The organism is Sulfitobacter faviae (assembly GCF_029870955.1).
GTDB lineage: Bacteria > Pseudomonadota > Alphaproteobacteria > Rhodobacterales > Rhodobacteraceae > Sulfitobacter > Sulfitobacter faviae.
In genome coordinates this window covers 1,465,823-1,486,028 of sequence record NZ_PGFQ01000001.1, presented here as the reverse complement: position 1 = coordinate 1,486,028, position 20,206 = coordinate 1,465,823, and the positions used below count along the sequence as shown (strand labels likewise).

Below are 20,206 nucleotides of genomic sequence, written 5' to 3'. Positions count from 1 at the left end.
GGCTTTTCAGTTGCTCCAGAAATTCGGGGTCGGCGGGGGCAGCACGTCTGCGATTGCCTCCGCCACATCGGCAAGCGCGGGATGGCGCAGGTTATGTTGCAGATGCTGCCAGACGCGGGGGATCAGATCGACGTAATGCGGTTTGCCGTCGCGCAGACAGAGGCGCGCAAAGATGCCCAAGATGCGCAGATTGCGCTGGGCGCCAAGCAGTGCATAGGCGCGGCGGAAGGGGGGTTCCGCCTGTCCGGTTTGGGCAAGATAATCGTCGATGATCTGCGCCTCTACCGCCCGGGGCACATCGCGGCGGGCGTCTTGCAGGATCGAGACGAGATCATAGGCCGGGTGGCCGAGCAGCGCGTCTTGAAAATCCAGCAAACCGACCCGCGCCGCCCCTTCGCGCTCTGGCAGCCAAAGCAGGTTCTCGGCGTGATAATCGCGCAAGATCACGACCTTCGGGCTGTCATCCAGCGCTGCGGCGAGGGGGCGGAAAACCCGCGCGAAAGCAGCGCTTGCGCTCTGCCCGCCTATGGGCGCGTAAAAGTCGAAGGCGGGGGAGGCCATATCGGTCAGCCAATCGGCATCGCAAATCGACAGTTCCGGCAGGGGGGCGGCGTGCAGTTTGACCAAAACGTCAGCTGCCGCGCGGTAGAGGGGGAGTTCCCGAGCCGGATCCGCCGCCATGAGCCGCGCAAAGAGGTCATCGCCAAGGTCTTCGATCAGCAGCAGACCGTTGTCATTGTCCGCATGGTAAATTTCGGGCGCGCTGAGGCCACAGCCTGCCAGATGCGCCGCGACATGACGGAAGGGTCGCACGTCTTCGCCGCGTTCCGGTGGGGCGTCCATCAAGATGGCCCGCGCGCCATTCGCTTTGCGCAACCGGTCATAGCGCCGGTTGGAGGCATCGCCTGCCAGCAGCTTGCGGGAGGCTTTGGCCCAGCCCGCGGTTCGCAAAAAACCTTTGATCAATGCGGCGCGTTCGGTCATTTGCGCCACGCGGCTAGCTTCTCGGCCCAATCGCCGCCGGACCATTCTGCGGTCAGCCTGCGGCTGTCTTCTTCGGTGCAGGGGCTCAGGCTGATCTCTAACGCGTCGGCGGGCGCGAGGGGGCCCAGCCGATCCGGCCATTCCACCAGACAGATCGCATCGTGAAAGGCGTCGATCAGCCCGAGCTCCTCAATCTCATGGGTGGAGGTCAGCCGGTAGAGATCGGCGTGCCAGATCGCGCTGCTTGCCGTGTCATAGGTCTGCACCAAGGTGAAGGTGGGTGAGGGGATATCCTCGGGGTGGTCGAGCAATTCGGTGATCAGTGCGCGGGCGAAATGGGTCTTGCCCACGCCGACATCGCCGCTGAGCAGGATGACATCGCCGGGAGACAGGCGGCGGGCCAGTTGCCGGGCGCGCCCAGCGGTGTCATCGGGGCCGCTGAGCAGGAGGGAAAGGGTATCGTCGGACATGCCCCATGCTTAGCGTCCCGACGCGCAGCCGCAAGATTAAAGCGGCTGGGAGTGACCTAGTTGGAGGGTTGCCGCCGGTCGCCCGCCGAAGGGACATTGGTAGGCTCCGAACGGTCCGCGCCGACGGGGATCGGACGAAAGCGTATGAGCGTGGCACCCGATGCGATGGCCGAGACCTCGCAAGAAAGCGGCGCGCCCTGATGCGGGTAGATAGGCATGTTCCAGCCCGCGCGGTCGCCCCTGCCCATGACGAATTCCACAACATCGGGCCAGAGCGGATTGGCCGCCGACATTTCCTGCCAGACCCGGATCGCATCGTTAATGGTGATCTCGGCAAAGCTTTTGTCCGGGTCTTGTTTCCATCGGGCGCGATAGGCGGCGTTGCAAAAGGTCAGCACGCCGGAGGCAGAGAAGACGGCGAAACCATCTTCGAGCGTGTCGAGCAGGCTTTGGCTTTGTTCAAGTTCGGCCCGAAAATTGCGGGTTAGGGTCACCTCGGCGGTGATGTCTTCGATCAGGAAAGCGGTGGCGCCATCGGGGTGGGGCCGGCCCCGGATGCTGTAGGTCTGGCCGTTCTCCAGCGACCAAGTCTCTTGATAGCGGCCATCGGTTGCGGCGGCGATAACCTCGGCAATCTCGTGACGCCAATTCTTGTAATTCTTCGGCTCCGGCATGCGGCGGCTTTCGCGCAATTGGTCAAAGAAAGAGACCATCGTAGGCCGGGCGCTGAGAAAGGGGGCAGGCAGATCGGTCAGGTCCACCAGCGCGGGGTTGAACAGGGCCAATTGCCCGTTGCGGTCAAAAATCGCGAGCCCGATAGAAAGATGCGCAAAGGTTTTGGCGAGGGTTTGGACAAAGTTGCGCTGCGCCTCTTCGGCGGCGACCACGGCATTGATGCAGGTGGCGTGATAGACCTGCACATTGTCTTCGGTCGTGGTGGTGAGCGCGTACCAATCGGGCTTTTCTCCATCGCTACGGCGCAGGCAGACGCGGTTAGGGTGGTCGGGCGAGGGGGTGCTGAACAGGGCGGCGCCGCCGCAGTCCGGGTCGGGTTGAGCTTTGCGTTTCAAGGCCCCGTAGGCCCGGTTGTGCCAGATGATCCGCCCGCCTGCGTCGGTCTGCCACGCGGGGTTCGGGCTGGTTTCGCTGGCCCGGCGCAGGGCGGCGAGTTTCTGAAACGTCTCTTCCGTGATCTCTTCGGCCGCGCGGGTTTGGGGCAGGTGCAGCCAACAGAGCGCGTCGCGCCATGTGATGCGCAGCTCCGACGGGCTGTCGCCATCCTCTGCCCTGAGGGTCAGCTTGCCGGTGGCCCCATGCCGGGGCGTGCGGGGGAATTCGGGAAATCGCGACAGCAGCGCATCGCGAATATCCTCCCACTGGTGGTAGCCGGGGGCGAGGGCAAAGCGGGTCAGCGCGTTGTCGGAGCCATGAACCAACTGCCCCTCTTCGAACAGCAGGCTCATGTCGTCGATGCCGGGGGGTGCCGTCGCAGGTCGCCCCGCAGCCGCGCCGAGCCACCAAAGAGCGGCCAGCGCGGTGACGGAGGCGGCGGCAAGCATGATGATGACATCCGGCAATGCCATGACTGAGACCCCTTTCGGCAAATGCGACGCCCTATTTTGAGCCCCAATAGTTAACGGTGGGTTAACAAACGCGCCAATCCCGCCGTCAGGCCGTCAGACGCTGGTTCTCGCCCATCACGCTGTCATCGGGGCCAAGGTCCAACAGGCGGCGTGGCCAGACGACTTCGACCACAGCGCCGCTGCCAGCGGGGGGCAGCCCGCGCAGCCAACCGCTGTCGGACCCATTGGCAAAGCGCAACCGCGCGCCCGAGCGTTCGAGGAAGGTCTTGGCAATGAACAGCCCCAGCCCCATGCCCTCGTATTCGGGCCGCGCCGTCTCGCTCGATGCACCCCCTCGGCGGCGCAAAAACGGATCGCCGATCCGGCCCAGATGCTGCGGCGGGAAGCCCGGCCCGTTGTCGATGATCCGTACCGAGATATCCTCTGCGGACCATTCGGTTTCGATCCAAACCGTGGTTTCGGCAAAATCCACGGCGTTCTGCACCAGATTGCGCAGCCCGTGGATGATCTCGGGCTTGCGCGGGATTGTCGGGGCGCGGGCCGGGTCTCGGGCCATCGGATTGTCGGAAAACATAACCGTCTTGCCGCGCTCCAGATGCGGCTCGGCGGCCTCTTTCACCACGGCGGTCAGCTGCGCGCGCTGCATGTGCAGATCGTCTTTCCCGATGCGGCCCATATCGCGCAGGATATCCCGGCAGCGGTCGGCCTGATCGCGGATCAGCGCGGCGTCTTCGGCCAGATCGGGGCGGTCTTCCAGATCGCCCAGCAGTTCGGTGCTGGCCAGTTTGATCGTGGCAAGCGGCGTCCCCAATTCATGCGCGGCGGCGGCGACGACGCCGCTGAGGTCCGAGAGTTTCTGCTCTCGCGCCAGCACCATCTGCGTGGCTGAGAGCGCGTCGGCCATGGAGTGGACTTCGGTCGTGACGCGCCGCGAATAGGCACTGGTAAAGACGATGGCGATGAGCAGCGCCGCCCAATGCCCAAAGACGAAGATGCCGGGCTGGCGCAGCACATCGCCCGATTGCGTCACCAACGGCAGATGCCACAGCGCCAGCACCGAGGCCGCGATAATCGCCGTGCCGCCCAGAACCAGTGTCGAGCGCAGGCTGAGCGCGGTGGCCGAGATCGTCACCGGGGCCAGCAGCAGCAGCGCAAAGGGATTGTGCAACCCGCCGGTCAGCGCCAAAAGCGCGGTCAGTTGCAGCAGGTCGAAGAGCACCATGGCGAGGTTCTCGCGCTCCGACAGGCGTTTGTTCTGCGGAAAGACGAAGGCCGCCACGAGATTGCCAACCACCGAGGCCCCGATCGTCAGGTAGCATAGGCCAAAGGCCAGTTGCAGCCCAAGCGCCCATTGCGCCACGGTGACGGCGGTCAACTGTCCGGCGATGGCGAACCAGCGCAGCAGGATCATCGTGCGCAGGCGGATCCAACTGGCGCGGGTGCGCCCATCGAGGGGCCGGATATTTGCCTGCGTCATCTTAGCCCCATCACTTTATTGCGTCTTGCATCACCTGCCATCTAGCGTAGGTCTGCGGCGAAACACGATCAAGACCGGCCAGCACGGCGGAGGACTGACATGAAACGAATGATTGCATTTGGCGCGGCTGGGGTTGCGGCGGTATTTTTGGCCGGGACGGCTTTCATGGTGCTGCGGGGGAGGACGATCCCTATGCCTCTTGCCGGTCGAGCCAAGTGGCGGGCGGCGATATCGGCGGGCCGTTCGAACTGGTCAACAGCGCGGGCGAGACCGTGACCGATGCCGATGTCATCAAAGAGCCGGCCTTGCTCTATTTCGGCTATACCTCCTGCCCCGATGTCTGCCCGCTGGACGTGGACCGCAACGCGGCGGCGACCGAAATTCTGGATGAGCGCGGCCAGAGCATCACGCCGGTCTTCATCACCGTTGACCCTGCGCGCGACACGCCCGAAGTGGTCGGTGATTTTGCCGAGGTGATGCATCCGCGCATGGTCGGGCTGACCGGCTCGCCCGAGCAGGTCAAAGCCGCCAGCCAAGCGTATCGCACCTATTACAAGGTGCACCCCGAAGATGAGAATGGCGAATACCTCGTCGATCACTCGACCTTCAGCTATCTGGTCATGCCCGAAGAAGGCGTTGTCGACTTTTTCCGCCGCGAAGTACGCCCCGAAGAGATGGCCGACAGCATCGGTTGTTTTCTGGATCAACGCTGAAATTGACCCGCCGCCTTGGCCGCCCCATATTAGCCTTTGAGAGGGGATGTTGATGCAGGATATTTCTGACTTAGGCGCGGACCGCAGCTTGCTTTTGGTCGATGACGATGAGCCGTTTCTGCGCCGTTTGGCCAAGGCGATGGAGAAACGCGGCTTTGAGGTGGAAACCGCAGGCTCTGTCGCTGCGGGCAAAGCCATCGCCACCGCGCGCCCCCCGGCCTTTGCCGTGGTCGATCTGCGGCTTCAGGATGGCAATGGGCTCGACGTGGTCGAAGTGCTGCGCGACAAACGCGCCGATGCGCGGGTCGTCGTGCTGACGGGCTATGGAGCGATTGCCACGGCGGTGGCGGCGGTGAAATCCGGGGCGACGGATTACCTGTCTAAACCCGCTGACGCCAATGACATTGTGAATGCGCTTTTGGCCACCGGAGGGGACCTGCCCGAACCGCCGGAAAACCCGATGAGCGCGGATCGCGTGCGGTGGGAGCATATCCAGCGGGTCTATGAACTCTGTGACCGCAATGTCTCGGAAACTGCGCGGCGGCTGAACATGCACCGGCGGACCTTGCAGCGCATCTTGGCCAAACGCTCGCCGCGCTAAAGCTCGAACCGTTTCCAGATTTTATCAACGCGGGTGCCATCGGCCAATGTGCAGTTTGGCAGCCGTCTGAAATCCTCGAAGCCGCGGCTTTGATAATAGGCCAGCCCGCCCTGATTGTCTGCGCGGACGATGGCGTGGATATGGGCATAGCCCAAGTCACGCGCGGCCCGCTTTGTCTGTTCGAACAGGGCCGAGCCGATGCCAAACCCGTCTCTCCCAACCGCACGAAAGTCGCGACATCCACACCGCCTTCGGGCAGGTCGGGGTGGGGTTCGATGTATTGAAAGCCTTCCAGCACGCCCTGCTCGTCCTCCGCCAGATGCCACGCGCTGTCGGGCGCGGCCATCCAACCTTGCAACTCGTGCGGGGTGACGGGGCTGACCATGGCGGTGGTCCCGCCCTTGGCGATAATGGCGTTCAGCAAATCGGCCAAGGCGCGGGTATCGAGCGCCCCGGCACGGCGGATGTGGATCACGCCATTTCGCGCAGCAGCGCCGCGTGGCGTTCGGTGAACTCGGCCCGTACCTCAACCGGCGGGCGCAGCAGGATGCTCAGCCCCTCCATCAGCGCCGCATCGGGGCGGCCAAAGAAACGGGTCGCCTCGGCCTCGGAAAAGCCTGCGATCTGGCTGGCCTCCATCCAAGCGCTAACGCGGTCGGCTTTCTTGATCTGCTGCTTGACCCGCACGGGCAAGCTGGCGGGAAGGCCAAAGCGGACATGCACGGCAGTGGTCAACCGCTCATCCAAAGCGCGATAATCCGGCCCTACGGCGGCCTTCACGGGTGAGATCATGTCACCGATCACATATTCCGGCGCATCATGCAGCAACGCGGCGAGGCGCCATTTCGCAGGCGCGCGGGGGCGATGCGGGCGAAAATCGTTTCCACCAATAGCGAATGTTCGGCCACCGAATAGGCATAGTCGCCCCGTGTCTGCCCGTTCCAGCGCGCGACAAAGGCCAGACCATGGGCGATGTCTTCGATCTCGACATCGACCGGCGTGGGGTCGAGCAGGTCAAGCCGCCGACCTGACAGCATCCTTTGCCATGCGCGTGGTTTCTGCGCCATTCGCGGGGTCCTTACCTCGTGAGCCTTGGGAACAAATCCCTGTCAAACCTGTTCATCCCACGAAGGAGATGATCATGAAACCCGTTTTTTCCGGTACGATAGTTGCAGTTACCTTGGCCACCCTCGCCGGTGCTGCACAGGCAGAAGAAGTCTGCATGCCCGCCAAGGAAATGAAGTCTGCCCTGATCGATTGGTACGGTGAAGAGCCGGTGCCGGGTCAGCGTGAGGACAACAGCCAGCTTTGGGCATCGGATCAGTCGGGGACATGGACCTTGGTCAAGACTTTGGCCGATGGCAATGCCTGCGTGCTGGCCCAGGGCGACGATTGGATGGCGGGTCTTTCGGGCGATAAGCAACTGGCCGCTCTTCTGGACTGATCCGGCGCGGCCTTTCCCCATTCACGTTGAGAATTCGCGGCGAAGGTGCTAACCGCCCTGCAACACTTTAAACAGGAGCGCCGCATGGCCCACGACTATATTGTTAAGGATATCAATCTGGCGGCCTACGGGCGGAAAGAGCTGGACATCGCCGAGACCGAAATGCCGGGCCTGATGGCGCTGCGCGATGAATACGGTGACAGCAAGCCGCTGAAAGGCGCACGGATCGTCGGCTCTTTGCACATGACCATCCAGACCGCCGTTCTGATCGAAACGCTGGTCGCTCTTGGCGCAGATGTGCGTTGGGCATCTTGCAACATCTTCTCGACCCAAGACCACGCGGCCGCGGCCATCGCCGAAGCGGGCGTGCCGGTCTTCGCCATCAAAGGCCAGTCGTTGGTTGAGCATTGGGATTACCTCGATAAATCCTTCATGTTCCCCGAAGGGCCGAACCTGATCCTCGACGATGGCGGCGATGCGACGCTCTACATCCTTCTTGGCGCGCGCGTGGAAAATGGCGAAGACGAGCTGACCGCCGTGCCGAAGTCCGAAGAGGAAGAGGCAATTTTCGCGCAGATCAAAAAGCGTATGGCCGAAAGCCCCGGTTGGTTCACCAAGATGCGCGACCAGATCAAGGGCGTGTCTGAGGAGACCACGACCGGCGTGCATCGTCTTTATGACCTCGTGAAACAGGGCCAGTTGCCCTTCCCCGCGATCAATGTGAACGACTCTGTCACCAAGTCGAAGTTCGACAACAAATACGGCTGTAAAGAGAGCCTCGTCGACGGTATCCGCCGCGCCACCGACACGATGATGGCGGGCAAGGTCGCCGTTGTCATGGGCTATGGCGACGTGGGCAAAGGCTCCGCCGCGTCTCTGCGCGGTGCGGGTGCCCGCGTGAAGGTCACCGAAGTCGACCCGATCTGCGCGCTGCAAGCCGCGATGGACGGTTTCGAGGTCGTGCTGCTGGAAGACGTGGTCGGCACCGCAGATATCTTTATCACCACCACCGGCAACAAGGACGTGATCCGCATCGAGCATATGCGCGAGATGAAGGACATGGCCATCGTCGGCAACATCGGCCACTTCGACAATGAAATCCAAGTCGCCGCGTTGAAAAACCACAAGTGGACCAACATCAAAGAGCAGGTGGACATGATCGAGATGCCGAATGGCAATCGTCTGATCCTGCTTTCCGAAGGCCGTCTGCTGAACCTCGGCAATGCCACCGGGCACCCATCCTTCGTCATGTCCGCGTCCTTCACCAACCAAGTGCTGGCGCAGATCGAACTGTGGGAAAACACCGACAAATACGAGAACGATGTCTACATCCTGCCCAAGCATCTGGATGAGAAAGTCGCCCGTCTGCACCTCGACCGGATCGGCGTGAAACTGTCCAAGCTGAACCCGGAGCAAGCGGCCTATATCGGCGTGACGCCCGAGGGGCCGTTCAAGCCCGAGCATTACCGCTACTAAGCCGCGAAGAGTTCCCTCTTTCAGCAATTTTCAACGCCGCCCCGAAGATCACCGGGGCGGCGTTTCTCTATCAAGAGACTGCGATATATAGGAAAATCAGCTCAATCGGCGGATTCAAGCACATATCCACCAGCGGCGGAGGGCGGGCGGAACATAGTCAATCGGGCGGTGTTTCATCCCCAGACCATTCAAAAGGAGTATCGAAGATGAAACGTACATTCCTGAAGTCCACCGTCGCCGCCCTCGCTCTGACTGCGGGTACCGCATTCGCTCAGACCGCCGACACCGAAGCCGGTGCCGCCGCGGAAGCCGAGGCCACCATCTCGGGCGAGAGCGTCACCAACACGGCCAACGATCTGACCGCCACTGTTGAGCAGCAGGCCGAGCGCACCGCTGAGATGTCGCGCGAAAATTCCGACGACTACGAGGGGACCAACGACCCCAACACCACCGACGAAATCCTGACCGCACCGACACAGGGCGCAGAATTTGAAGGTGATACCGAAGTCGACAACGAAGCGGAACTGACCGCCGAGACCGATGGCGTGACGCCGACAACCGATGCCGAAGCGGATCTGGCCGGGAACGCCGATTCAGAGTCGAATTCGACCCTCAGCACCGACACCAGCGGCACCGTCACCACCGAGACTGACACCGATCTCGCAGCCGATGAAGATGCCGATTTCGACAATGAAACCACTGCCGAGATCGAAGGCGAAGCCGAGACCGATCTGGATGAGAATGTCGCTTCCAACACCGAAGCGGACATGGAAACAGATGTGACACGCACCGACACCGGCATGAGCAACGCATTCTCCGGCATGGTCGTAGGTGATTTGGTCGGCCTGACCGTGGTCGAAGCCGATGGCGACAGCATTGGTGACGTCGACTATGTCATCAAGACCGACGATGGCTATGCCGCCGTTGTTGGCGTGGGCGGCTTCCTTGGCCTTGGCGAACACACCGTCGCCGTACCGCTTGAGGAAATTTCCATGGCAGCCGAGAACGACCTGAAGCTGAGCTCCTGGACCAAAGCCGAGCTGGAAGCCCAGCCGGAGGTCGATGAAGGCAACATCGAAGGGCTCGAAGACGACGTCCGCCTTGACGACGCTTCCTAAGCGACAGCCGATATCCTGACTGAGAGGCGCCCAATTCGGGCGCCTCTTTTTCTGGCGGCTCCGGGGTCAGCCCGCCGCGCCCGAAATAAATCTTTTGCAATACAGGGATATGGCCTTAGGCTCCGGTCTCAGGAACCCCTGACGGGCCGAAGACACTATTGGGAGAGATTTTATGGGCAAGCGTGACGAATGGATCGCCAAATACGCCGAAGACCTGAAGAACAAATGCGGCATGGAGCCGGATATGGACCTTTTGACCAAGGTGACCATCGGCTGCGGTCCGTCGATCTATAACGCCGACGCGCAGACGGTGTCTTCCAGCGATACGGCTGAGTTGAACACCGTGAAGGACAACTTCCTGATCAAGAAACTCGGTCTGCCGGATGATGAGCATCTTATGGGCGGCATTCAAAAAGTGATCGAGACCTATGGCCGGTCCGAGCGGAACAAATACCGCGCGGTGGTCTATTACATGCTGGTCAAACACTTCGGCAAAGAGGCCGTCTACGCCTGAAGGGCGGTGGGAAACCCTACTAAAACCTTACCTCAGACGCGCGCTTGGTTAAGCGCGCGTTTCGTTTTTGCGCGGGCTTTGACACAGTCGAAAGTTGAGTAAATCACCGGTTTCTGCTATCTCTCTTATATCGGCCAGAGCGGCTGGTAAGAGTTACGAACATGTGTGGTGGTTATGGGAGCACATGGGGTGAGAAGGGTTCTGGCGGGGTGCCGGAACCCTTTTTCGTTTTTCCGATGGCCGCGCCGGTATTAGGGCGCGGTCTTGCCCAAGGCGCAGATAAGCTGCCATTCCGCATCGGTCACGGGCTGCACGGATAGGCGCGAATTCTTCACCAGAACCATGTCCTCCAGCCTTGGGTCCGCTTTGATCGTATCCAAATTGACCGGCTGGTTGAACGACCGCACCGCTTTGATGTCCACACATTCCCAACGCGGGTCATCGGTGCTGCTGTCGGGGTGAGCCTCGGCGCAGACTTCTACGATGCCGACGATCTCACGGTTCTTTTGCGAATGGTAAAAGAACCCGAGGTCGCCGACCTTCATCTCACGCATGAAATTGCGCGCCTGATAGTTGCGCACGCCGTCCCATTCCTCACCCGCGTCGCCCTTGGCCTTTTGGTCGGCCCAGCTCCAAGTTGCGGGTTCGGATTTGAACAACCAATAGGCCATCAGCCGATCACCCGGTTCCAATGGGTCAGGGTAACGCTTTGGAACAAGCCGGCCTTGGCATAGGGGTCATTCGCGGCCCAATCCTCGGCCGCGGCCATATCGGGCACGTCCAGAATGATGAGCGAACCGATCATGCCGCCTTCTGCATCCAAAAGCGGGCCAGCCTGTGCCACGGCATCGCTGGATTTCAGATAGGCCAGATGGTCGGGCCGGTTTTCCTGACGGATCGGCAGGCCATCGGCTTTGTCATGGGCGATCAGGGCAACAAACATATCATTCTTCCTTTAGGGGGCGTGTCAGCAAAGATTTCATGGCACCAGCCACATCTAACTGGTTGTCGAGCAATCCGGCAACCGCGCGGGTGATCGGCATATCAAGCGCCGCTTCGCGGGCCAGCGCATCGACGGCGCGGGCGGTCGCGGCCCCTTCGACCGTGGTCGATGGGTCAAAGGGGTGCCTTGGCCCAGCGATTGCCCCAAACGGTAGTTGCGCGATTGCTCGGAGGTGCAGGTCAGCGTGAGATCACCAAAGCCCGAAAGCCCGGCCAGCGTTGTCGGCTCGGCCTTCAGATGGGCGGCGAGGCGCTGCATTTCGGCATAGCCGCGGGTCATCAGCGCGGCGCGGGCGCTTTCGCCCAATCCGGCCCCTATCGCGGCCCGCTGGCGATGGCGACGACATTTTTCAGCGCCCCGCCCAATTCCGCGCCGGTGGTATCCGTGGTGCGGTAAAGCCGCAGGTTCGTCGTGGTGAGTTCCGCTTGCAGCTGTTCGCCCGCCGCAGGGTCTGCACAGGCCAAGGTCAGCGCGGTGGGCAGGCCCCGTGCGATATCGGCGGCAAAGCTGGGCCCCGTCAGGATCGCGGCGGTCGCTTCGGGAATGGTCTCTTCGATCACCCTGACCGGCCCCACGCCGCTGCTGAGTTCGATCCCTTTGCAGCAGGCGACCAAATGTTTCCCGTGAAGCGCTGCGCGATGTTCCTCCAACACGCTGCGCAGCTTTTGCATCGGCACGGCCAGCAAAAGGGTCTCGGCCTCAGCCGCTTGGGCAAGGCTTTCGGTCACGCTGAGCGTCTCGGGGAAAGGGCGGCCGGGCAGGCGTTTGGCGTTCTCGCGCCGCGCGGCCATATCCCCCGCGTCACGCGCCCAGAGTGTTACCGGCCCTTTGCCCGCAAGCGAAATGGCCAGCGCCGTGCCGAATGCCCCTGCGCCGAGAACGGAAACGCTCATGCCTTGGCCCCCTTCTTGCCGCTGCCCAGCATCGACGGGCGCGCGGTGTCCAGCGGCCAGCGGGGCCGCGCGGCAAGGGTCAGGTCATCGGCATCCCGCAGGGTGGCTTGCTCTCCCGCCGCGAAGGCGATCATCGCGGCGTTGTCAGTGCAAAGCGCCAAGGGTGGCGCCACAAAGGTGGCCTCTTGCGCTGCCGCAACAGTCTCTAACGCGGCGCGGATGGACTTGTTTGCCGCCACGCCCCCCGCCACGCACAGGCTCCGCGCGCCTTGCGCGGGGTACTCTGCAAAGGCGCGGCGCGTTTTATGGGCCAGCACATCGACGACGGCGGCTTGGAACCCTGCGGCGAGGTCCGCCTGATCCTGTCGCGTCAGCCCGCCACGCTCTGCCACGCATTTGTCGCGCGCGCGCAGCACAGCGGTTTTCAAACCCGAGAAGGACATGTCGCAGCCCTCGCGATCCAGCAGAGGGCGCGGCAGGGCAAAGCGTTTCGCATCGCCCTCTTGGGCGCATTTTTCGATCGACGGCCCGCCCGGCTGGGGCAGGCCCAACAGCCGCGCGACCTTGTCGAACGCCTCGCCCGGGGCATCGTCGATCGTACCGCCGAGACGGTCGAAACTTTCCGGCCCGCGCACCAGTAGAAACTGACAATGTCCGCCCGAGACCAGCAACATCAGATAGGGATAGGGCACATCATCGGTCAGCCGCGGGGTCAGCGCGTGACCCGCGAGGTGGTTCACCCCGTAAAGCGGTTTGCCCGTCGCCGCCGAGAGCCCCTTGGCGCACATCACGCCCGACACCACGCCGCCGATCAGCCCCGGCCCGGCGGTCACCGCGATGGCGTCAATCTGCGGCAGGCCGATCCCGGCTTCGGCCAAGGCATCCTCGACACAGTGGTCCAATTTCTCGGCATGGGCGCGGGCGGCGATTTCGGGGACGACGCCGCCAAAGTCGGCGTGCAACTCGGTCTGGCCCGCCACGACCGAGGCCAGCACCCTGCCGCGCCCGTCCTCCTCCATGCGCACCACGGCGGCGGCGGTATCGTCGCAACTGCTTTCCAAACCAAGGATCAAGCGGGTCTGAGACTGGGTAGAGGGCATGGGGGCTTTCCGTTGCAAGGCACCTGTACCGCAGGTAACACCGCTCTCACGCGCAAACAATGCCGGAGCCTTGCGATGCCGCAGCCAAGATTGCTTCTGACACGTCCCCAGCCCGGTGCCGCGCAGTTTCTGGATCGGCTTTCGCCTGCGCTGCGCGACGGGGCCGTGATCTCTCCGCTGATCGAGATTACCGCGACGGATGACCCTGTCGATCTTTCGCCCTATGCCGGGGTGATCTTTACCTCGGCCAATGCCGTGGCCCATGCGCCTCTGGGGGAGGGGCGGCCTGCCTATTGCGTCGGCCCGCAGACCACGGCGACAGCGGGCAAAGCGGGCTGGCAGGCGCAGATGGTCGGGCTGGATGCCGAGGCGCTGATCGCGACCCTGTCGAAGCGCGCCCAGACCGGCCCGCTCTTGCACCTTGCCGGGCGGCACCGGCGGGCAGATATTGCCGGAATTTTAGGCGCCGCAGGTCTGAAAGTGGAAACCGCCACGGTCTATGATCAGACCCTTCTGCCGCTCTCCACCGCCGCGCAGACCCTTCTAAAGGGCCCTAACCCTGTCATCGTGCCGCTGTTTTCCCCGCGCAGCGCACAGCATTTCGCCCGGGAGGCAAGCTCGACGGAACGGGTCATGGCCCTGTCGATCAGCCGCGCCGCCGCTCAGGCGCTTGAAGCTCTGCCGCTCTATGCGCATGATGTCGCCGCAGAACCCACCGGCGAAGCCATGGCAGAGGCCGTTGAAAAACTTTTCCGCTGCACCACCTTGCCTTGAGGGGCATAGGTATGCCGGGTAAGCTCGCCATTGCGAGTGAATGACAGGTTCAGAATCGAAAGGCGTGAGGCGTGGCAAAACCCAAGAAGACGGTCAGCAAAAGCGAAGCGGACAAGACCACAGCCGATCAGACGCCTCCCGCGGCGGACGAGGCAACCACGGCAGAGAAGGCCGAGGCCGCGAAACCCAGCCAGACCGATGGTAAGGGGGCGGAGACGGCAAAACCCGACACGCCGAAAACCGAGGATGTGAAGACCGACGCGGCGAAAACCGAAACGGCCAAGGCCGACCCGTCGAAAACATCCAGCACCACGCCCACTACGGATAAAGCAACGGCAACGCCCGCCGCTGCGGCCAAGCCGGACGACAAAGCCCCGGCCAAGCCCGAAAGCGCAACGCCGGCTAAAGACAAGCCCGAGAGCGCCACACCGGCTAAAGAGACGAAGCCCCAGACGGCTTCGCCCAAGGACGATCCCAAGACAAGCGCCACCAGCGCTGCACCCAAGGACAAACCGGCTGCCAAGGACAAACCGGCCGCTGATCCCGCGCCCTCACGCGCCTCGGCGGCTGCGTCTAAGCCGAGCGGTAGCTCATCCAAACCCGCGCCGGAAAAGGCTGAAAAGCCAAGCGCTGCCACGTCCAAACCGACGTCCCCACCTGCATCGACCCCGGTCCCTGAGCCTGCCCCGAAAGAGCGCAAGCGCAGCGTGTTCTTCCCCATGCTGCTCGGCGGTGCCATCGCTGCGGGCCTCGGCTTTGCCGCATCGGAATATGATGTCTTGGGCACCCGGGCACAAAGCGCGGCAGAATTGCAGAGCGCGATGGAAGCGCAGCAGGCTCGTATCGCGGAACTGGAAGCCCGCGTCGAAGAGCCTGCCACCCTGCCGGAACGCCTGCCGCAGGTCGACGCGCTGCGCGAAGAACTGACCGCCAGCCGCGAGGCCCTCTCGGCGCTGCAAAGCCAATTGGCCGAGATCGACAGCCGCCTCACCACGGTTGAAAAGCAACCCGCCACCGGCGGTGACAACCAAGTCGCGGTCGCGGCTTTTGAGCGTGAGATGGAAGCCCTGCGCGCCTCTGTCGCCGAACAGCGCAGCGAAATCGAGAGCCTGCTGGAAAATGCCCAAACTGCTGAGGAGGCAACAGCCGCCGCGGCGGAAGCGGCCCGTGCCCAGACTGCGATGACCCAGATGAATGCCGCGATCAGCGCCGGTCGCCCCTTCGAAGCGCCGCTGGCCGAATTGCAGCAGGCCGGGGTCGAGGACATACCCGAAACCCTGCGTGAAAGCGCCGCCGGCGGTGTTGTCACCCTCGCCAATCTCCAAGCGCGCTATCCCGATGCCGCGCGGCAGGCGCTGGCCACCGCCCGTGCCGCCTTGCCGGAAGAGGGCGAAGGCGGCTTTGGCAACTTCCTGAAACGTCAACTGGGTGCCCGCTCGGTCGCGCCGCGCGAAGGGACGGATGCCGATGCTGTCCTGTCTCGCGCCGAAGCGGCGGTGCGCGATGGCCGTTTGACCGATGCGCTGGCTGAGATCGACACGCTGCCAGCCCCCGCGCAGGATGCGATGGCGGAATGGCTCGCCGATGCCCGCGCGCGTCAGGCGGCTGAAACCGCCGCCAATGAACTCTCCCAACGCCTGACGGCCAACTGAGGAACGAAAAATGCTCTGGTCTCTTATTAAAATCGTTCTTTTCGTCGTGCTGGTCGCCGCTCTGGCTTGGGGTGCAGGCTTCCTGTTGGAAAGCGAAGGTGGCATTCAGCTGACCGTGGCGGGCACGGAATATACCCTTGGGCCGCTGCAATCGGTGATCGCCGTTTTGCTGCTGATGCTTGCGGTTTGGGTGTTGCTCAAGATCGTGTCGCTGCTCTCGGCAGTCTGGCATTTTCTGAATGGCGATGAGACGGCGCTGTCGCGCTACTTTGACCGCAACCGCGAGCGTAAGGGCTATGAAGCACTGTCGGACGGGTTGATGGCGCTGGCCAGCGGCGAGGGACAGGTCGCGATGGCCAAGGCGGCCAAGGCCGACCGCTATCTCAAACGCCCGGCACTGACCAATCTGCTGACCGCGCAGGCGGCAGAGCTGGCGGGGGACCGTCGCAAGGCCGAACGGACCTATCGCAAGCTGGTCGAAGACGAAAAGACCCGTTTCGTCGGTGTGCGCGGCATCATGAAGCAGAAGCTGGCCGACGGAGATACCGAAACGGCGCTGAAACTGGCCGAAAAGGCCTTTGCGCTGAAGCCCAAACATGAGGAAACCGGCGACACGCTCCTGAAGTTGCAGGCCGAGAAACATGATTGGACCGGTGCGCGTGGCACTCTGCAGGCCAAGTATAAAAACGGCCATCTGCCGCGCGATGTGCACAAGCGCCGCGACGCCGTTCTGGCGCTCTCCGAGGCGCGCGAGGTCATTGACGAGGGCAACAGTGTCGAAGCCCGCGAGGCCGCGATTGAAGCGAACCGTCTGTCGCCTGATCTGGTGCCCGCCGCCGTGATGGCCGCGCGCAGCTATATCGCGCAGGACAAGCCGCGCAATGCTTCCAAAGTGCTGCAAAAAGCGTGGAGCGTGCAGCCGCACCCCGATCTTGCCGCCGCCTTTGCCGAGATTCAGCCGGATGAGACACCGCCCCAGCGGATCAAACGGTTCCGCGCGCTGACCAAATCTCAGCCCGACCATCCCGAGACCAAGATGCTGCTGGCCGAACTCCACATCGCCAACGAAGACTTCCCCGAAGCGCGCCGGGCGCTTGGCAATCTGGTTGAGACCGATCCTTCGGCCCGGTCCGTCACCCTGATGGCGGCGATCGAGCGGGGCGAGGGCGCGCCGGACACCGTGGTTAAAGGCTGGCTGACCCGCGCGCTGAACGTCTCACGCGGGCCGCAGTGGATTTGCGAGAACTGCCACCACATCCATGCCGAATGGGTGCCGATCTGCGAAAACTGCAAGAGCTTTGACACGCTGGAATGGAAGACGCCGCCGCTGTCGGAGGTGGCCATGCCGAGCGGTGTTCAGATGCTGCCCCTGATCGTCGGCGCGCCGGAAACGACCCCGACAGAGGGGGCGTTGACCACGCGGACGGAGGATATCGAAGATGCGGAACTGGTGACCGAACCGGAAAAGCCGACCGATCCCGAGACGCCCAAGAAAGCGCCGGACCCTACAGCTTGATGTCGTAGGTGACCCAGTTGGTCCGGGTGGCCAGCCTGTCATAAACACCACGGCCGCGGTAGTTATCCTCGGCCGTGATCCAGCGGACGAGGCTCCAGCCGCGCTTCTGGGCGATCTTCTTCACCTCTCCGATCAGCGCATCGGCAGCCCCGCTGCCGCGGGCTTCGGGGGCCACGAAAAGATCGTCGAGGAAACAGCCCGTCGCCGCAGCGAGTGGGCGGGCGAAATGCCGGAAATGGGTCAGTCCGATCACCCGCCCTTCAGCATCTTCGCAGACCAGCCCTTCGACCTCGGTCAGCGGATCATGCAGCCAAGACCAGACCCGCGCGCGCATCTCCGGCGTCTGCTCGACTTTATAGAATTCGGCATAGCCTTGATAAAGCCGCTCCCAATCGGCGCGGTCATGGTCTCTCACGGTTCGGATGGTAAGGTCGGACATGGCGGGCTCCCTTCGCTGGCTGCGCGATATTTGCCCCAGTTGGTTCAGAAATCCAGCCCAAGGTCCAGCGTTGTCGCAGAATGTGTGAGCGCGCCCATAGAGATATAGTGCACCCCCGTTGCCGCGACCTCGGCCAAGCGCGGCAGGGTCATGTTGCCCGAGGCCTCCAGCACGATGCGGCCCTGTGCCATTTCGACCGCCTGCGTGAGCGTCGGCGTATCCATATTATCCAACAGCACCACATCCGCGCCGCCTTCGTCCAAGACCTCTTGAAGCTGCGCCAACGTGTCGACCTCGATCTCGACCCGGATCATATGCGAGGCATTGGCCTTGACCGCCTGCAACACAGGCCGGATGCCCCCGGCGGCAGCGATGTGGTTGTCCTTGATCAGGATCGCGTCGGAGAGGGAGAAGCGGTGGTTGAACCCGCCGCCATGCAACACCGCCTGTTTCTCGACCATGCGCAGGCCCGGCGTGGTCTTGCGGGTGCAGGTGATCCGGGTCTCAGTCCCCTTCGTCTCGGCCACGCAGGCCGCGGTGAGGGTGGCAATGCCCGAGAGCCGCCCGGAAAAGTTCAGCGCCACACGTTCCGCCGAGAGGATCGCAGCGGCGGAGCCTTCGATCTCCATCAGCGTGTCGCCTTTGGCGATTTTGCTGCCGTCTTCTTTCAGCGTGCGCACCTCAAGCGTGGGGTCGACAAGGTGAAAGGCCAGCCGCGCGATTTGCATGCCAGAGACGACCCCCTCGGCGCGGGCGCGCAGCCGGGCGGTATAGGTCGTGCCCTCGGGGATCACGCTGCGGGTCGTGACATCGCCATAGGTGCCGAGGTCTTCCATCAAAGCGGCACGGACCAGCGGCTCAAGGATCAGGTCGGGCAGGGCGGTGGTCATCTTCAGGCGTCCTCGGGGTTGGAGCGGTGGGCCGTGGCCTCGGCCAATGTCATGAAGCTGCGGGCGGCTTCGGGGAGCGTTTCGGGATAGTCCGTGCGGCAATGCGCGCCCCGGCTTTCGCGGCGGGCGAGGGCGGCGGCGGCGATGAGCGTCGCGGTGGCGGTCATGTTTTGCAACTGGGCACAATCGGGTTGCGCCGCTTCAATCTCGGCGATGGCCGTCAAGGCGCGTTGTAAGCCCGCCGCATCCCGCAGCACGCCGACCTCTGCGGTCATGGTTTCGCGCAGGCGGGTGACGAGGGTCTCGTTCGGTGTCTCACCAGCAGGCAAATCCGGCAGTTGTACGGCGTCATCCTCGCCCGTCTCGCATTCCTCAAGCATGTCCTGCGCCGCGCGGCGGGCAAAGACCAGCGCTTCGAGCAGCCCGTTGGATGCCAGACGGTTCGCGCCGTGCAGCCCGGTCGAAGACGCCTCTCCGCAGACCCACAGTCCGGCAAGGCTGGAACGCCCATGCGCATCCGTGGCCACACCGCCCATATGGTAATGCGCCGCGGCGGCGACGGGGATGGGCTGGGTCACCGGGTCGATGCCATTGCGCGCGCAGGCGGCTGCGACGGCGGGGTAGTCGGTCAGCACCGCCGCACCCAAGGCCGCGCGGGTGTCCAGCATGGGGCGCAGCCCCGTCTGGGTCTGGGCAAAGATGGCGCGGGCCACGACATCGCGCGGGGCAAGCTCGGCGAGGGGGTGAACCGCCTCCATAAAACGCGCGCCTTCGCGATTGATCAGATGCGCCCCGGCCCCGCGCAGTGCTTCGGTCGCCAAGGGGGCGGGGTCTTCGCCGCAGTCGATGGCGGTGGGGTGAAACTGCACGAATTCCGCATCGGCAGTAAGAGCGCCCGCCCGGGCGGCCATGCCGATCACCTGCCCGCGAATGCGGGCCGGGTTGGTGGTCAGCGCATAAAGCCCGCCAGACCCGCCGCCCGCCAGCAAGACCCCGCGCCGCGCAGCATCACGGGGGCGGAGCCTTCGGGCCGTGCCAGTTCGATCTCGACCCCGGTGACCTTGGTACCGTCACTTTCCAAACCGCGGGCCAGCACCCCTTCGAGCACTTGGATCGAGGGTGTTTCGCGCACCTTTTCGATCAGGGCGCGCATGATCTCGGCTCCCGCTTGATCGCCCTGCACGCGCACGACGCGGGCAAAGCTATGCGCCGCCTCGCGCGACATGACATAGCCGCCATCGGCGCTGCGGTCGAAGGCGGTGCCGAAATCGGTCAGGGTGAGGATATGGGCGCGGGCCTCATCCGTTACGGTGGCGGCGACGCGCGGCTCGACCGTACCCGCCCCGGCTTTGATGGTGTCGAGCGCATGGGCCTCGGGGCTGTCGGCCTGCGCCATCGCGGCGGCCACGCCGCCCTGCGCCCAAGCGGAACTGGCCCCTGACCCCAGAGGATCGGGCGAGATCAGCAAAACCGGACGCGGCGCAAGACAAAGCGCGGCATAGAGCGCGCCCAGACCGGCCCCAACGATGATGATCCTGCCGGTTGTGATCTGCTCCACG

The 20,206-nt window shown here is 63.5% G+C and carries 18 protein-coding genes and 4 pseudogenes; 9 read left to right on the top strand and 13 right to left on the bottom strand.

The window, feature by feature from the left end; all coding sequences use genetic code 11:
- Nucleotides 1–6: 6 nt before the first annotated feature.
- From CUR85_RS07705 to regB, 4 genes are all read right to left on the bottom strand, one after another.
- Nucleotides 7–984, bottom strand: a complete 978-nt coding sequence (locus CUR85_RS07705; protein WP_280322552.1) for an aminoglycoside phosphotransferase family protein — start codon at nucleotides 982–984, stop codon at nucleotides 7–9.
- Nucleotides 981–1,454 carry a tRNA (adenosine(37)-N6)-threonylcarbamoyltransferase complex ATPase subunit type 1 TsaE gene (tsaE, locus tag CUR85_RS07700; protein ID WP_067267716.1) on the bottom strand — a complete coding sequence of 158 codons (474 nt, stop codon included), beginning with the start codon at nucleotides 1,452–1,454 and terminating at the stop codon, nucleotides 981–983. The genes CUR85_RS07705 and tsaE overlap by 4 nt, the downstream gene beginning before the upstream one ends.
- A gap of 56 nt (nucleotides 1,455–1,510) precedes the next feature.
- Entirely contained in the window at nucleotides 1,511–3,037 is a 1,527-nt protein-coding gene (locus CUR85_RS07695) for a PAS-domain containing protein (RefSeq protein ID WP_136720280.1), read from the bottom strand.
- 85 nt (nucleotides 3,038–3,122) lie between these two features.
- Entirely contained in the window at nucleotides 3,123–4,514 is a 1,392-nt protein-coding gene (regB, locus tag CUR85_RS07690; RefSeq protein WP_067268322.1) for a sensor histidine kinase RegB, read from the bottom strand.
- Nucleotides 4,515–4,613: 99 nt separating this feature from the next.
- Between regB and CUR85_RS07685 the strand changes: the two are divergent.
- Nucleotides 4,614–5,227: pseudogene (locus CUR85_RS07685) on the top strand (SCO family protein).
- A 46-nt stretch (nucleotides 5,228–5,273) separates the two neighbouring features.
- The gene (locus CUR85_RS07680) at nucleotides 5,274–5,828 is read left to right on the top strand and encodes an ActR/PrrA/RegA family redox response regulator transcription factor (RefSeq protein ID WP_067268317.1); all 555 of its coding nucleotides are present in this window, start codon (nucleotides 5,274–5,276) and stop codon (nucleotides 5,826–5,828) included.
- Here CUR85_RS07680 and CUR85_RS20120 read toward each other — a convergent pair.
- Nucleotides 5,825–5,983, bottom strand: a complete 159-nt coding sequence (locus CUR85_RS20120) for a GNAT family N-acetyltransferase (protein WP_343245421.1) — start codon at nucleotides 5,981–5,983, stop codon at nucleotides 5,825–5,827. The genes CUR85_RS07680 and CUR85_RS20120 overlap by 4 nt on opposite strands.
- A 316-nt stretch (nucleotides 5,984–6,299) precedes the next feature.
- Nucleotides 6,300–6,895: pseudogene (locus CUR85_RS07670) on the bottom strand (HD domain-containing protein).
- A gap of 74 nt (nucleotides 6,896–6,969) precedes the next feature.
- Between CUR85_RS07670 and CUR85_RS07665 the strand changes: the two are divergent.
- From CUR85_RS07665 to CUR85_RS07650, 4 genes are all read left to right on the top strand, one after another.
- Nucleotides 6,970–7,272: an S-adenosyl-L-homocysteine hydrolase gene (locus tag CUR85_RS07665; protein WP_231886452.1), complete on the top strand. Its 303-nt coding sequence runs from the start codon at nucleotides 6,970–6,972 to the stop codon at nucleotides 7,270–7,272.
- An 84-nt stretch (nucleotides 7,273–7,356) separates the two neighbouring features.
- On the top strand, nucleotides 7,357–8,748 hold the full coding sequence (gene ahcY / locus CUR85_RS07660) for an adenosylhomocysteinase (protein WP_067268309.1): 1,392 nt from the start codon (nucleotides 7,357–7,359) through the stop codon (nucleotides 8,746–8,748).
- 206 nt (nucleotides 8,749–8,954) lie between these two features.
- Complete coding sequence (locus CUR85_RS07655; protein WP_067268307.1) at nucleotides 8,955–9,866, top strand: PRC-barrel domain-containing protein; 912 nt, start codon at nucleotides 8,955–8,957, stop codon at nucleotides 9,864–9,866.
- A 172-nt stretch (nucleotides 9,867–10,038) separates the two neighbouring features.
- Nucleotides 10,039–10,380, top strand: coding sequence for a DUF2853 family protein (locus CUR85_RS07650; RefSeq protein ID WP_067268305.1), 342 nt, complete (start codon nucleotides 10,039–10,041; stop codon nucleotides 10,378–10,380).
- Nucleotides 10,381–10,631: 251 nt separating this feature from the next.
- Here CUR85_RS07650 and CUR85_RS07645 read toward each other — a convergent pair whose 3' ends face one another.
- The 4 genes and pseudogenes from CUR85_RS07645 to tsaD form a co-directional block, all read right to left on the bottom strand.
- Nucleotides 10,632–11,051 (bottom strand): EVE domain-containing protein, encoded by a 420-nt coding sequence (locus CUR85_RS07645; protein ID WP_067268303.1) that lies wholly within the window; start codon nucleotides 11,049–11,051, stop codon nucleotides 10,632–10,634.
- Complete coding sequence (locus CUR85_RS07640) at nucleotides 11,051–11,323, bottom strand: YciI family protein (RefSeq protein WP_067268301.1); 273 nt, start codon at nucleotides 11,321–11,323, stop codon at nucleotides 11,051–11,053. Before CUR85_RS07640 ends, CUR85_RS07645 begins: the two co-directional genes overlap by 1 nt.
- Before the next feature lies 1 nt (nucleotide 11,324).
- Nucleotides 11,325–12,276, bottom strand: a pseudogene (locus CUR85_RS07635) (NAD(P)H-dependent glycerol-3-phosphate dehydrogenase).
- Entirely contained in the window at nucleotides 12,273–13,376 is a 1,104-nt protein-coding gene (gene tsaD / locus CUR85_RS07630) for a tRNA (adenosine(37)-N6)-threonylcarbamoyltransferase complex transferase subunit TsaD (RefSeq protein ID WP_067268297.1), read from the bottom strand. The pseudogene CUR85_RS07635 and the gene tsaD overlap by 4 nt, the downstream one beginning before the upstream one ends.
- Nucleotides 13,377–13,451: 75 nt before the next feature.
- Here tsaD and CUR85_RS07625 point away from each other — a divergent pair, with 75 nt between their 5' ends.
- The 3 genes from CUR85_RS07625 (at nucleotide 13,452) to CUR85_RS07615 (ending at nucleotide 17,318) form a co-directional block, all read left to right on the top strand.
- Nucleotides 13,452–14,150: a uroporphyrinogen-III synthase gene (locus tag CUR85_RS07625; protein ID WP_067268295.1), complete on the top strand. Its 699-nt coding sequence runs from the start codon at nucleotides 13,452–13,454 to the stop codon at nucleotides 14,148–14,150.
- A 71-nt stretch (nucleotides 14,151–14,221) separates the two neighbouring features.
- The gene (locus CUR85_RS07620) at nucleotides 14,222–15,802 is read left to right on the top strand and encodes a hypothetical protein (protein WP_231886451.1); all 1,581 of its coding nucleotides are present in this window, start codon (nucleotides 14,222–14,224) and stop codon (nucleotides 15,800–15,802) included.
- A 10-nt stretch (nucleotides 15,803–15,812) separates the two neighbouring features.
- Nucleotides 15,813–17,318: a heme biosynthesis protein HemY gene (locus tag CUR85_RS07615; protein WP_067268285.1), complete on the top strand. Its 1,506-nt coding sequence runs from the start codon at nucleotides 15,813–15,815 to the stop codon at nucleotides 17,316–17,318.
- On the opposite strand, the gene CUR85_RS07610 is transcribed toward CUR85_RS07615, so the two are convergent.
- The 3 genes and pseudogenes from CUR85_RS07610 to CUR85_RS07600 form a co-directional block, all read right to left on the bottom strand.
- Nucleotides 17,308–17,757 (bottom strand): GNAT family N-acetyltransferase, encoded by a 450-nt coding sequence (locus CUR85_RS07610; RefSeq protein WP_067268284.1) that lies wholly within the window; start codon nucleotides 17,755–17,757, stop codon nucleotides 17,308–17,310. The genes CUR85_RS07615 and CUR85_RS07610 overlap by 11 nt on opposite strands.
- Nucleotides 17,758–17,801: 44 nt before the next feature.
- The gene (gene nadC / locus CUR85_RS07605) at nucleotides 17,802–18,647 is read right to left on the bottom strand and encodes a carboxylating nicotinate-nucleotide diphosphorylase (RefSeq protein ID WP_067268283.1); all 846 of its coding nucleotides are present in this window, start codon (nucleotides 18,645–18,647) and stop codon (nucleotides 17,802–17,804) included.
- Between the two features lie 2 nt (nucleotides 18,648–18,649).
- A pseudogene (locus CUR85_RS07600) lies at nucleotides 18,650–20,205 on the bottom strand (L-aspartate oxidase).
- Nucleotide 20,206: the final 1 nt, after the last annotated feature.